Origin of the sequence: Streptomyces sp. NPDC001903 (assembly GCF_042891345.1) — a bacterium.
Lineage (GTDB): Bacteria > Actinomycetota > Actinomycetes > Streptomycetales > Streptomycetaceae > Streptomyces.
In genome coordinates this window covers 331,585-344,825 of record NZ_JBIASZ010000007.1, presented here as the reverse complement: position 1 = coordinate 344,825, position 13,241 = coordinate 331,585, and the positions used below count along the sequence as shown (strand labels likewise).

Genomic DNA, 13,241 nt, shown 5'->3' with positions numbered 1-13,241 from the left:
CGACGCCACCGTCGTTGGTACGTACGGGGGATGGGGGGCGGCGTTCATGTTCGAGGCGCAATCCGATGGAGCACTCCGTGCGGGAGGTCCGAGAGTCGTGGCTTTGACCGAGCAGGGCGCGGCTGCCGCGCAGGTGCCGTCGCAGGGGAGCCGGGCCGTGGGGCCCGGCGGGGTGGAGGGCATCCTGCGGCGGCAGGCGATGCGCGAGTCCGCCGCCCGGACGTACGCGCGCTCGCTGCCCATCGTCCCGGTGCGCGCCCGGGGCCTGACCATCGAGGGCGCCGACGGGCGGCGCTACCTGGACTGCCTCTCCGGCGCGGGCACCCTCGCCCTGGGCCACAACCACCCCGTGGTGCTCGAAGCCGTGCGGGGCGTCCTGGACTCCGGAGCCCCGCTGCACGTCCTGGACCTCGCGACCCCGGTCAAGGACGCCTTCACCACGGAGCTGTTCGCCTGCCTCCCGCCGGAACTGGCCGCCGACGCCCGGATCCAGTTCTGCGGTCCCGCCGGCACGGACGCGGTGGAGGCCGCGCTCAAGCTGGTCCGCACCGCCACCGGGCGCTCGGGACTGCTGGCCTTCACGGGGGCCTACCACGGGATGACCGCCGGAGCCCTCGGCGCCTCGGGCGGAGCGCCGGACGTCCGGGTGACCCGGCTGCCGTACCCGCAGGACTTCCGCTGTCCGTTCGGGGTCGGCGGTCCCGAGGGCGCGCGGCTCGGGGCCCGTTGGACCGAGAGCCTGCTGGACGACCCCAAGGGCGGGGTGCCGGCGCCCGCGGCGATGATCGTCGAGCCGGTGCAGGGGGAGGGCGGGGTCTTCCCGGCCCCCGACGCATGGCTGCGCCGGATGCGCGAGATCACCGCGGCCCGGGGGATCCCGCTGATCGCGGACGAGGTGCAGACGGGCGTGGGCCGCACCGGCGCCTTCTGGGGCGTCGACCACGCCGGGGTGGTGCCGGACGTGATGGTCCTGTCCAAGGCGATCGGCGGCAGCCTCCCGCTGGCGGTGATCGTGTACCGGTCGGACCTGGACGTCTGGGCCCCGGGAGCCCATGCCGGAACGTTCCGCGGCAACCAGCTGGCGATGGCGGCCGGGACGGCCACCTTGGCGTACGTACGGAAGAACCGTCTCGCCGAGCGCGCCGGGGCCCTGGGCGAGCGGATGCTGACCGCCCTGCGCGACCTGGCCCGCGAGCACCCCTGCATCGGGGACGTACGGGGCCGCGGCCTGATGATCGGCGTCGAACTCGTCGACCCGGAGACCGGGGCCACGGCGCAGGCCCTGGCCGCGGCGGTCCGCCAGGAGTGCCTGAACCGCGGGCTGATCGTCGAACTCGGCGGCCGCAACTCCAGCGTGGTGCGCCTGCTGCCCCCGCTGACCCTGACCGACGACCAGGCCGCGGCGGTCCTGGACCGCCTCTCGGACGCCATCCCGGCAGCCGCCTCCCGCCACCCCCACTGACCACAAGGACCTCCGTCATGCCCGAAGCCCCGTTGTCCACGCCGACCACCGCCCCCGCCGACCCGGGTGGGACCGCCGGCCCGGGTGGGACCGCCGCCCCCGCCGGACCCGAGGCGGCCGACCGGCCCGCCGTCCCCGCGCGCCAGGCCGCGCCGACACGGACCGCTGCCGCCGGGGCCGGGGCCGGGGCCGGGGCAGGGGTCGGGACGGGGTCCGGGGTCCGCGGGCACGGCGTGCCGCGGCAGGACGGCGGCGGGCTGAGGCACCGGACCGGCATCGGCGGCCCGCTCGGGACGGCCGATCCGCTGGACCACCCCGATCCGGGCGTCGCCGCCGAGGGCGCCGCCGTGGAGAACCTGTTGAGGTGCTGGGTTCGGGAGAGCGGGATCGGGAGCCCGGGCACGGCCGTCGGGAGCCTGCTGCGCATCCCCCTCCCCGCATCCGGGACCGCCCTGCTCGTCAGCGTCCGGTACTGGTCCGCCACCGGCTGGCACCGCTTCGGCCCCGCCCGGCTCGAAGGCGCGCCCACCGGCGCCCCCGCCCTGGACGCCGTCACCCTCGCCTCGCTGCTCGCCCGCGAGGGCGACCCCCACGGCCGCGGTGGCGCCGACCTCGTCGGCCGGGTCGCCGACTCGGTGCGCCGCACCGCCGAGTTCATCGCCGACCGGCGCGAACGGCCCACCCCGCCCGCGCCCGTCGCCGGTGACCTCTTCCTCACCGCCGAACAGTCCCTCCTGCTCGGCCACCCCCTCCAGCCGGACCCGAAGAGCCGCGAAGGACTCTCCGAATCCGAGATCCGCCGCTACTCGCCCGAACTCCACGGCTCCTTCCCCCTGCACTGGCTCGCCGTCGCCCCCTCGGCCCTCGCCACCGACTCGGCCTGGACCGAACGCGGCCGCCCCGTCTCCGCCGCCCGGCTCCTGGGCCGGCTCACCCCCGGACTCCCGCTGCCCGACGGCACGACCCCCCTTCCCCTGCACCCCTGGCAGGCCCGCGACCTGCTCCGGCGGCCCGCCGTCGCGGCCCTCCGCGATGCGGGACTCCTGTACGACCTGGGTCCCTTCGGCGAGCCCTGGCACCCCACCTCCTCCGTCCGCACCGTCCACCGCCCCGGCGCCCCCGCGATGCTCAAGCTCTCCCTGGGCCTGCGCATCACCAACTCCCGCCGCGAGAACCTCCGCAAGGAACTCCACCGCGGCGTCGAGGTGCACCGGCTGCTCCGCACCGGCCTCGCTGAACAGTGGCAGGCGGCCCACCCCTGCTTCGACATCGTGCGCGACCCCGCCTGGATCGCCGTCGACGCCCCGGACGGCACCCCCGTCCCCGGACTCGACGCCGTGCTCCGGCACAACCCCTTCCGCTCCCACGACGACGCCGTCTGCATCGCCGCACTCACCGCGCCCCGCCCGTGGCCGGGCCGGACCACCATGCGTTCCCGGCTCGCCGAGACCGTCTCGCGGCTCGCCGCCGCCACCGGGCGCCCGACCGCCGCCGTCGCCGCCGAGTGGTTCCTGCGCTACCTCGACCACGTCGTCCTGCCGATCCTCGCCTTCGACGCGCTCGCAGGGATCGCCCTCGAAGCGCACCAGCAGAACGCGCTGGTCCTCCTCGACCCGGCCGGCTGGCCGGTCGGCGGCCGCTACCGCGACAACCAGGGCTACTACTTCCGCGCCTCCCGCCGCGCGGAACTGGAGCGCAGGCTCCCCGGAATCGGCAGCGCCAGCGACACCTTCGTCTCCGACGCCGTCACCGACGAACGGTTCACCTACTACCTCGGCATCAACAACGTGCTCGGCCTCATCGGTGCCTTCGGATCCCAGCAACTCGCCGACGAGCGCGTCCTGCTCGCCGCCTTCCGCCGCTTCCTCGGCAAGGCCTCCGGACTCGGACCGCTCCCCGCGCGGCTGCTCGACTCACCCACCCTGCGGTGCAAGGCGAACCTCCTCACCCGCCTGGGCGGCCTCGACGAGCTCGTCGGCCCCGTGGACTCCCAGTCCGTCTACGTCACCATCGCCAACCCCCTCCACGATTGAGCGCCGATGCCCTCCACCGACACGCCCGCCTACGCGGCCACCGCCACCTACACCTCCGCCTCCGCCCACGCGTCGGCCGCCACCGCCACCAGCACCGGCGCCCGCATCCCCGGCCGGCGGCTCACCGCCCGCCTGCTGCCCCTGCTGGCCGAAGCCGAACTGCTCGACTCCCCGGCCGGCTGGGGCGCCGCCGCCACCCCGGCCGGGTCCTTCCGCCTCGAACCCGTACGGCTCGGCCGCGACCTGGAGCTGCTGACCGGCTGGATGAACGACCCCGAGGTGGCCGCGTACTGGGAGCTCGCCGGCCCCGCCGCCGTCACCGGCGCGCACGTACGGTCCCAGCTCGACGGGAACGGCCACAGCGTCCCCTGCCTCGGCCTCCTCGACGGCACGCCGATGAGCTACTGGGAGATCTACCGGGCCGACCTCGACCCGCTCTCCCGCCACTACCCGGCGCGCCCCCACGACACGGGTATCCACCTGCTCATCGGGGACGGCACGAACCGCGGCCGCGGTCTGGGCACGGCCCTGCTGCGCGCCGTCGCCAACCTGGTGCTCGACAACCGCCCGCGCTGCACCCGCGTCATCGCCGAACCGGACATCCGCAACACCCCCTCCGTTTCAGCCTTCCTCAACTCCGGATTCCGCTGTTCCGCGGAGATCGACCTCCCCGGGAAGCGGGCCGCCCTGATGATCCGCGAGCGGGCCCTGCGCAATCTCATCTGACCCGTCCGAGCCTCCCGTTCACGCCTCACCCTTCGAAAACTCTGCGTCACGCAGCAAAGTTCCCGATCCCGAGGAGTCCCGTGCCGAATTTCCCCGCCACCCCCGACTCCGCCGGCCCCCAGTTCTCGGAAGCCTCCGTTCCGCCGTCCCCCCAACACCCCTGCACACCCCCCGAACTCACCACCGCCACCTGGGAGTCCGCCGCCCGCAGGCTGCTCGCCAAGATGCTGGCCGAGTTCGCCTACGAGGAGATCATCAGCCCCCTCCGGGCCCCCGCCCCGGCCACCGCCGCGGGCGACGCCTGGCAGCTGACCCTCGACGACGGCAGCGGCCTCGGCTTCCGGGCCCGCCGCCGCGCGTACGGCAGCTGGCACGTCGCCCCCGACACCATCACGCTCACGCCGCCGCCCCCGTCCACGGAGCCCCCGACCGCCTTCGGGGACCCGTACGCCTTCCTCCTGCGCACCCGCGCCCTCCTCGGCCTCGACGGATCCACCCTCGGCCACCTCGTCCGCGAGCTCAGCGCCACCCTCGCCGCCGACGCCCGCATCGACCACACCGCGCTCACCGCCGACGTCCTCGCCGATCTCGACCACGCCGAGCTCGAAGGCCACCAGACCGGCCACCCCTGGCTCGTCCTCAACAAGGGCCGCATGGGACTGTCCGCCGCGGACACCGCGGCCTGGGCCCCCGAGGCGCGCGCCCGTCAGCAGCTGCCCTGGCTCGCCGCCCACACCTCCCTCGCGGCCTACCGCGGCACGGCCGGCCTGGAGGACCCCGCCCGCCTCTACGCCCGGGAACTCGACCCCGTCACCCGCGCCGGCTTCGACCAGATCCTGCGCGCCCGCGGCCTCGACCCGCTCGGCTACCTCTACCTCCCGGTCCACCCCTGGCAGTGGGACGAGATCGTGCTCCCCCTCTTCGCCCCGGCCCTGGCCTCGGGCGCCCTGGTCCCGCTCCCCGCCGACCCCGACATACGCATCCCGCAGCAGTCCATCCGGACCTTCCTCAACCTCACCCGCCCCGACCGGCACAGCGTCAAACTGCCGCTCTCCGTCTTCAACACCCTCGTCTGGCGCGGCCTGCCCTCCGACCGCTGCGCCGCCGCCCCCGCCGTCACCGCCTGGATCCGCTCCCTCCACGACGCCGACCCGTTCCTCCGCGAGGAATGCCGCGTGGTCCTCCTCGGAGAGGTCGCCTCGGTCACGGTCCGCCACCCCGTCTACGACGAGCTCCCCGAGGCCCCGTACCAGTACAAGGAGCTCCTCGGGGCGATCTGGCGCGAGCCCCTGACCAGCCGGCTCGACCCCGGCGAGCGGGCCCGTACGCTCGCCTCCCTCCTCCACGTCGACCCGCGAGGCCGGTCCTTCACCGCCGAGCTCGTCGCCCGCTCCGGGCTCGCCCCGGCCCGCTGGCTCCAGCGGCTCTTCGCCGCCGTGCTGCCGCCGCTGCTCCACTTCCTCTACCGCTACGGCACCGTCTTCTCCCCGCACGGCGAGAACGCCGCCGTGATCTTCGACGAACACGAGGTCCCGGTCCGGATCGCCCTCAAGGACTTCGTGGACGAGGTCAACATCTGCCGCGAGCCGCTGCCCGAGCTCGCCGACGTGCCCTCCGAGGTCCGCGCCGCACTGCGCGACAAGCCCGCGGACTTCCTGCCCCAGTACATCCACTCCGGTCTCTTCGTCGGCGTCTTCCGCTACCTCTCCGCCCTGTGCGAGGACCGCCTCGGCGTCCCCGAGGAGGAGTTCTGGTCGCTCGTACGGGCGGAGATCCTGCGCCACCAGGCCCGCTTCCCCGAGCTCAAGGAGCGCCACGAGCTCTTCGACCTGCTCGGCGAGCGGATCGGGCGGCTCTGCCTGAACCGGAACCGGCTGTACGCGGACGGCTACCGCGACCGTCCCGACCGCCCGCGCGCGGTGGAGTACGGCACCGTGCCCAATCCCTTGTACCGGCCATGAATCACCGTCGTGGCGGTCACTGTCGGTGGCGCCCCGTAGGGTTGTCATTGCTATGACGAAGCCCTCCCTCCCCGACCTCCTGCACGCCGCCGTCTCCGCCGTCGGCGGCACGGAGCGGCCCGGCCAGGTGGCCATGGCCGAAGCCGTCGCCGAAGCGATCGACGACAACACGCACCGGCTGATCCAGGCCGGCACCGGCACCGGAAAGTCCCTCGGCTACCTGGTGCCGGCCCTCGCGCACGGCGAGCGCGTGGTCGTGGCCACCGCCACCCTCGCCCTCCAGCGGCAGCTCGTCGAGCGCGACCTGCCCCGGACGGTGGACGCGCTGCATCCGCAGCTGCGCCGCCGCCCGCAGTTCGCCATGCTCAAGGGCCGGTCCAACTACCTGTGCCTGCACCGGTTGCACGAGGGCGCGCCGCAGGACGAGGAGGAGGGCCTCTTCGACCAGTTCGAGGCCGCCGCCCCGACCAGCAAGCTCGGCCAGGACCTGCTGCGGCTGCGGGACTGGGCGGACGAGACCGAGACCGGCGACCGCGACGACCTCACCCCGGGCGTCTCGGACAAGGCCTGGTCGCAGATCTCCGTCTCCTCCCGCGAGTGCCTGGGCGCGACGAAGTGCGCGTACGGCGCCGAGTGCTTCGCGGAAGCCGCCCGCGAGCGGGCCAAGCTGGCCGACGTGGTCGTCACCAACCACGCGCTGCTGGCCATCGACGCCATCGAGGGCGCCCCGGTGCTCCCGCAGCACGAGGTGCTGATCGTGGACGAGGCGCACGAGCTGGTCTCCCGGGTGACCGGGGTCGCCACCGGCGAGCTCACCCCGGGCCAGGTCAACCGCGCCGTGAAGCGCGCGGCCAAGCTGGTCGACGAGAAGACGGCGGACTCGCTCCAGACCGCTTCGGAGTCGTTCGAGCGCGTCATGGAGCTGGCCCTTCCGGGACGGCTGGAAGAGGTCCCGGAGGACCTCGGATACGCGCTGGCGGCCCTTCGGGACGCCGCGCGCAACGTCATCTCGGCGATCGGTGCGACCCGCGACAAGTCCGTCCAGGACGAGGACGCGGTCCGCAAGCAGGCCCTGGCCGCGGTGGAGAGCGTGCACGCGGTGGCCGAGCGGATCCTGCTCGGCTCCGAGTACGACGTCGTCTGGTACGAGCGGCACGACCGCTTCGGTGCCACCCTGCGGGTCGCCCCGCTGTCGGTGTCCGGGCTGCTGCGCGAGAAGCTGTTCGAGGACCGCTCGGTGGTCCTGACCTCGGCGACCCTCAAGCTGGGCGGCGATTTCAACGGGGTCGCGGCCTCGCTGGGCCTGTCCCCGGAAGGCGTCGAGGGGGAGGACGCCCCGGTCTGGAAGGGCCTGGACGTCGGCTCGCCGTTCGACTATCCCAAGCAGGGCATCCTCTACGTCGCGAAGCACCTGGCCACGCCCGGCCGGGAGGGCACCCGCGGCGACATGATGGACGAGCTCGCCGAGCTGATCGAGGCGGCCGGCGGGCGCACGCTCGGTCTGTTCTCCTCCATGCGGGGAGCCAAGGCCGCCGCCGAGGAGCTGCGCGGCCGGCTCGACAACCCGATCCTGCTCCAGGGCGAGGAGACGCTGGGCGAGCTGATCAAGGCGTTCGCGGCGGACCCGAAGACCTGCCTGTTCGGGACGCTGTCGCTCTGGCAGGGCGTGGACGTGCCCGGTCCCAGCTGCCAGCTCGTGGTGATGGACCGCATCCCGTTCCCGCGCCCGGACGATCCGCTGATGAGCGCCCGCCAGAAGTCGGTCGAGGAGCACGGCGGCAACGGCTTCATGGCCGTGGCGGCCACGCACGCGGCGCTGCTGATGGCCCAGGGCGCGGGCCGGCTCGTACGGGCCTCCGGCGACCGGGGCGTCGTCGCGGTCCTGGACCCCCGGCTGGCCACGGCCCGGTACGGGAGCTTCCTGCGGGCCACGCTGCCGGACTTCTGGTACACCACGGACCGCAACCAGGTCCGCCGCTCGCTGGCCGCGATCGACGCTGCCGCGCACGCCGACGGAAAGTAGCTCCGGGGAGCGCGAGCGGCGGCGTTCCGCCGCAGGAACGAAACAACCCCCGGGACCGGCGCAGTGGGTCCCGGGGGCTGGCTAGGAAGCGGCGAGGGTCAGATGCGGCGCAGTACCGCGACGACCTTGCCGAGGATCGTCGCCTCGTCACCGGGGATCGGCTGGTAGGCGGCGTTGTGCGGGAGCAGCCAGACGTGCCCGTCCTCGCGCTTGAAGCGCTTGACCGTGGCCTCGCCGTCGAGCATCGCGGCCACGATGTCGCCGTTCTCCGCGACCGGCTGGCGGCGGACCGTGACCCAGTCCCCGTCGCAGATGGCGGCCTCGATCATGGAGTCGCCGACGACCTTGAGGACGAAGAGCTCGCCGTCGCCGACGAGCTGGCGGGGGAGCGGGAACACGTCCTCCACCGACTCCTCGGCGAGGATCGGGCCGCCGGCCGCGATCCGGCCGACCAGGGGGACGTACGAGGCGGCGGGCTTGCCGGTGGTGTCGGTGGGCTGCGAGCTGGGCTGGTCGGAGCCGCGGACCTCGTACGCCCGGGGGCGGTGCGGGTCGCGGCGCAGGAAGCCCTTGCGCTCCAGGGCCATCAGCTGGTGGGCCACCGACGACGTGCTGGACAGGCCGACCGCCTGGCCGATCTCCCGCATCGACGGCGGGTAGCCGCGCCGCTGCACCGAGTCGCGGATGACCTCGATGACCCTGCGCTGCCGGTCCGTGAGCCCGGAGCTGTCGGCGCGGATGCCTGGAGGTCGGCCTGGCAGCGAGCGCGCGGGACGCGCGGGCTCCGCCTCCGGGTTCAGACTTGCGTCGTTCATGGGATGCACCGGCTCGAGTCGGCTCTGGGAGCGGTTCTGGGCAGTGATGGTGGCACTGTCTGCGGTGGTGGTCACGTCGGCGGCCCCTCTCGAAATGTTCTCCCTAGCTGGACAACGGTAGTTGCTTTCGAAAGGTTGCGCCAAACACACGTTCGAGTGAAAAATCGCGGATCGTCCATCCTGAGCACTTCAAGGGGTGTATGGACGATCGGTCCGCCGAACGCGGGTTCGGTCCGGCGTCCGCTGTTTACGGTACCCTTCCCGCTCGGATCGCCACCTTCCGGTCCTGTGCCCAGTGTGGCACCGGGAATGCCTCCGTCCGGGCATCGCGCCCGACGACACGCGGGGCGAAGTAAATCCACCACAACCCAAGATCTAGTGGTTGGATGAGCGCTGCCGCCCAGAAGTTGTGGTCCCCGGTCCGCCGAGGCCCTCGGCATCGCATATGCTGGTGGCTGCTTCGCGAGCCCCCGACCAAGACCCGTCTCGGTCGTTCAGGGGCCCCGCGAGGTGATTCTGTCGTGCCAAGAGGGAGGGTGAGGGAACCATGCACTGCCCCTTCTGCAGGCACCCCGACAGCCGCGTCGTCGACAGCCGCACCACGGACGACGGCACGTCGATCCGCCGGCGCCGTCAGTGCCCCGACTGCTCCCGTCGTTTCACGACGGTGGAGACGGCCTCGCTGATGGTGATCAAGCGCAGCGGGGTGACCGAACCCTTCAGCCGTACCAAGGTCATCTCCGGCGTGCGCAAGGCGTGCCAGGGACGGCCGGTCACCGAGGACGCCCTCGCCAAGCTCGGCCAGCGGGTCGAGGAGGCGGTGCGCGCCACCGGGAGCGCCGAGCTGACCACCCACGACGTGGGTCTGGCCATACTCGGCCCGTTGCAGGAGCTGGACCTGGTCGCGTACCTGCGGTTCGCGTCCGTTTACAAGGCGTTCGACACGCTCGAAGACTTCGAGACCGCCATCGCGGAACTCCGCGTGCCGCGGCCTCACCCCCAAGAGTGCGAGCCCAAGGGGACCGCTGCGGTCCCCGTGCCCGCCTCCGCCGCCGACTGACCGGGCGGCCGCAGCGCAGCGCGGCCGCGGCCCGGGACAGCCAGGCGAAGAAACGTAGATACAAGACAGGCCGTGCCGCGGAATAACGCTGGCACTTTAGGGCGTTTTTGCCCGCATATGGGAGGAAGCGGCATGACAGAGACGGCGAGCGGCTCGGCACGAGGTTCCCGCGCCAAGGGGACCAAGACTGCCAAGAGCGGCCTTCGGATCGAGCGCATCCACACCACGCCCGGCGTGCACCCGTACGACGAGGTGAGCTGGGAGCGCCGTGACGTCGTCATGACCAACTGGCGTGACGGGTCGGTGAACTTCGAGCAGCGCGGCGTCGAGTTCCCCGACTTCTGGTCGGTCAACGCGGTCAACATCGTCACCAGCAAGTACTTCCGCGGAGCGGTCGGCACCCCGCAGCGCGAGACCGGTCTCAAGCAGCTGATCGACCGGATCGTGAAGACCTACACGAAGGCCGGCGAGGACTTCGACTACTTCTCGTCGCCCGCCGACGCGGAGATCTTCGAGCACGAGCTGACCTACGCCCTCCTGCACCAGATCTTCAGCTTCAACTCCCCGGTGTGGTTCAACGTCGGCACGCCCCAGCCGCAGCAGGTCTCCGCCTGCTTCATCCTCGCCGTCGACGACTCCATGGAGTCGATCCTCGACTGGTACAAGGAAGAGGGCATGATCTTCAAGGGCGGCTCCGGCGCCGGCCTGAACCTCTCCCGCATCCGCTCCTCCAAGGAGCTCCTCTCCTCCGGCGGCAACGCCTCCGGTCCGGTGTCCTTCATGCGCGGAGCCGACGCCTCCGCCGGAACGATCAAGTCGGGCGGCGCCACCCGCCGCGCGGCCAAGATGGTCGTCCTGGACGTCGACCACCCGGACGTCGAGGACTTCATCGCCACCAAGGTGAAGGAAGAGGAGAAGATCCGCGCCCTGCGCGACGCGGGCTTCGACATGGACCTGGGCGGCGACGACATCACGTCCGTCCAGTACCAGAACGCCAACAACTCCGTCCGCGTGAACGACGAGTTCATGACGGCCGTCGAGAACGGCACCGAGTTCGGCCTGCGCGCCCGCATGACCGGCGAGGTCATCGAGAAGGTCGACGCCAAGGCGCTCTTCCGCAAGCTCGCCGAGGCCGCGTGGGCCTGCGCCGACCCGGGCATCCAGTACGACGGTGTGATCAACCACTGGCACACCTGCCCCGAGTCCGGCCGCATCACCGCGTCGAACCCCTGCAGCGAGTACATGCACCTGGACAACACGTCCTGCAACCTCGCCTCGCTGAACCTGATGAAGTTCCTGAACGACGACGGCAAGGGCAACCAGTCCTTCGACGCCGAGCGCTTCGCCAAGGTCGTCGAGCTCGTCATCACCGCGATGGACATCTCCATCTGCTTCGCGGACTTCCCGACGCAGAAGATCGGCGAGAACACCCGCGCCTTCCGCCAGCTGGGCATCGGCTACGCCAACCTCGGCGCCCTGCTCATGGCGACCGGCCACGCGTACGACTCGGACGGCGGCCGCACCCTGGCCGCGTCGATCACCTCGCTGATGACCGGCACCGCGTACAAGCGCTCCGCCGAGCTGGCCGCCATCGTCGGCCCGTACGACGGCTACGCCCGCAACGCCGAGGCGCACAAGCGCGTCATGAAGCAGCACGCCGACGCCAACGCCGTCGCGCCGCGCACCGACGACCTGGACAACTCGATCTGGGCCGCTGCCACCGAGGCCTGGCAGGACGTCCTGCGCCTCGGCGAGAAGAACGGCTTCCGCAACTCCCAGGCCTCCGTCCTCGCGCCGACCGGCACCATCGGTCTCGCGATGTCCTGCGACACCACCGGTGTCGAGCCGGACCTGGCCCTGGTCAAGTTCAAGAAGCTCGTCGGCGGCGGCTCGATGCAGATCGTCAACGGCACCGTCCCGCAGGCCCTGCGTCGCATGGGCTACCAGGAGGAGCAGATCGAGGCGATCGTCGCCCACATCGCCGAGCACGGCGTGGTCGTCGACGCCCCGGGCCTGAAGACCGAGCACTACGAGGTCTTCGACTGCGCGATGGGCGAGCGCTCCATCTCCGCGATGGGCCACGTCCGCATGATGGCCGCGATCCAGCCCTGGATCTCCGGCGCGATCTCGAAGACGGTCAACATGCCGGAGACGGCGACCGTCGAGGAGATCGAGGAGATCTACTTCGAGGCGTGGAAGATGGGCGTCAAGGCGCTCGCGATCTACCGCGACAACTGCAAGGTCGGCCAGCCCCTCTCCGCGAAGAAGAAGGAAGAGGAGAAGGCCGAGGTCACCGAGAAGGCCGAGGAGACCATCCGCGCGGCGGTCGAGAAGGTCATCGAGTACCGCCCCGTCCGCAAGCGCCTCCCCAAGGGCCGCCCGGGCATCACCACCTCCTTCACGGTCGGTGGCGCCGAGGGCTACATGACCGCGAACTCCTACCCGGACGACGGTCTGGGCGAGGTCTTCCTGAAGATGTCCAAGCAGGGTTCGACCCTCGCGGGCATGATGGACGCCTTCTCGATCGCCGTCTCGGTCGGCCTGCAGTACGGCGTCCCGCTGGAGACGTACGTCTCGAAGTTCACGAACATGCGCTTCGAGCCGGCCGGCATGACGGACGACCCGGACGTGCGGATGGCGCAGTCGATCGTCGACTACATCTTCCGCCGCCTGGCGCTGGACTTCCTGCCCTTCGAGACCCGCTCGGCGCTCGGCATCCACACCGCCGAGGAGCGTCAGCGCCACCTGGACACCGGCTCGTACGAGCCGCTCGAGGACGACCTCGACACGGAGTCCCTGGCCCAGTCGGCCCCGCTGGCGGCCGTCCCGGCGGCCCCGAAGCCGGTCGCGGTCGTCGAGGTCCAGGCCCCGAAGACGGCGCACTCCAACGCCGAACTGGTCGAGATGCAGCTCGGCGTCTCCGCCGACGCCCCGCTCTGCTTCTCCTGCGGTACGAAGATGCAGCGCGCCGGCTCCTGCTACATCTGCGAGGGCTGCGGCTCGACCAGCGGCTGCAGCTGACACCGGGCGGAATTGCGTCGGGTGCAACATTCGACGTAGCTGAACCCGAAGCGTGATCTCCGTGAGGGAGGGGCGCCGGCCCAGGGCCGGCGCCCCTCCCTTCTGCGGTGGGTGCACCACGACTGCGTTCTGAGCCGCGT

At 72.1% G+C, this 13,241-nt stretch carries 8 protein-coding genes; 7 read left to right on the top strand and 1 reads right to left on the bottom strand.

Annotation, left to right across the window (positions count from 1 at the left end; translation table 11 throughout):
* Positions 1-97 precede the first annotated feature (97 nt).
* The 5 genes from ACFYZS_RS18840 to ACFYZS_RS18820 all read left to right on the top strand — a co-directional run bounded on the left by ACFYZS_RS18840 (position 98) and on the right by ACFYZS_RS18820 (position 8,205).
* The gene (locus tag ACFYZS_RS18840) at positions 98-1,462 is read left to right on the top strand and encodes a diaminobutyrate--2-oxoglutarate transaminase family protein (protein ID WP_389013369.1); all 1,365 of its coding nucleotides are present in this window, start codon (positions 98-100) and stop codon (positions 1,460-1,462) included.
* A 17-nt stretch (positions 1,463-1,479) separates the two neighbouring features.
* On the top strand, positions 1,480-3,495 hold the full coding sequence (locus ACFYZS_RS18835; protein ID WP_389013366.1) for an IucA/IucC family protein: 2,016 nt from the start codon (positions 1,480-1,482) through the stop codon (positions 3,493-3,495).
* A gap of 6 nt (positions 3,496-3,501) precedes the next feature.
* Positions 3,502-4,221 (top strand): GNAT family N-acetyltransferase, encoded by a 720-nt coding sequence (locus tag ACFYZS_RS18830; RefSeq protein ID WP_389013363.1) that lies wholly within the window; start codon positions 3,502-3,504, stop codon positions 4,219-4,221.
* A gap of 80 nt (positions 4,222-4,301) precedes the next feature.
* The gene (locus tag ACFYZS_RS18825) at positions 4,302-6,182 is read left to right on the top strand and encodes an IucA/IucC family protein (RefSeq protein WP_389013360.1); all 1,881 of its coding nucleotides are present in this window, start codon (positions 4,302-4,304) and stop codon (positions 6,180-6,182) included.
* Between the two features lie 52 nt (positions 6,183-6,234).
* Positions 6,235-8,205 carry an ATP-dependent DNA helicase gene (locus tag ACFYZS_RS18820; RefSeq protein ID WP_389013358.1) on the top strand — a complete coding sequence of 657 codons (1,971 nt, stop codon included), beginning with the start codon at positions 6,235-6,237 and terminating at the stop codon, positions 8,203-8,205.
* 98 nt (positions 8,206-8,303) lie between these two features.
* Here the strand turns inward: ACFYZS_RS18820 and lexA are convergent, their stop codons facing one another.
* Complete coding sequence (gene lexA, locus ACFYZS_RS18815) at positions 8,304-9,095, bottom strand: transcriptional repressor LexA (RefSeq protein ID WP_030154280.1); 792 nt, start codon at positions 9,093-9,095, stop codon at positions 8,304-8,306.
* A gap of 472 nt (positions 9,096-9,567) precedes the next feature.
* On the opposite strand from lexA, the gene nrdR reads away from it, so the two are divergent.
* Both nrdR and ACFYZS_RS18805 read left to right on the top strand, forming a co-directional pair.
* Complete coding sequence (gene nrdR, locus ACFYZS_RS18810; RefSeq protein ID WP_389013355.1) at positions 9,568-10,080, top strand: transcriptional regulator NrdR; 513 nt, start codon at positions 9,568-9,570, stop codon at positions 10,078-10,080.
* Between the two features lie 132 nt (positions 10,081-10,212).
* Positions 10,213-13,101, top strand: a complete 2,889-nt coding sequence (locus tag ACFYZS_RS18805) for a vitamin B12-dependent ribonucleotide reductase (protein WP_389013352.1) — start codon at positions 10,213-10,215, stop codon at positions 13,099-13,101.
* Positions 13,102-13,241 lie beyond the last annotated feature (140 nt).

Coding starts and splice junctions, on each gene's coding strand:
- ACFYZS_RS18805 (WP_389013352.1), top strand. CDS start 10,213: ATGACAGAGACGGCGAGCGGCTCGGCACGAGGTTCCCGCGCCAAGGGG.
- ACFYZS_RS18820 (WP_389013358.1), top strand. CDS start 6,235: ATGACGAAGCCCTCCCTCCCCGACCTCCTGCACGCCGCCGTCTCCGCC.
- nrdR (WP_389013355.1), top strand. CDS start 9,568: ATGCACTGCCCCTTCTGCAGGCACCCCGACAGCCGCGTCGTCGACAGC.
- ACFYZS_RS18835 (WP_389013366.1), top strand. CDS start 1,480: ATGCCCGAAGCCCCGTTGTCCACGCCGACCACCGCCCCCGCCGACCCG.
- ACFYZS_RS18830 (WP_389013363.1), top strand. CDS start 3,502: ATGCCCTCCACCGACACGCCCGCCTACGCGGCCACCGCCACCTACACC.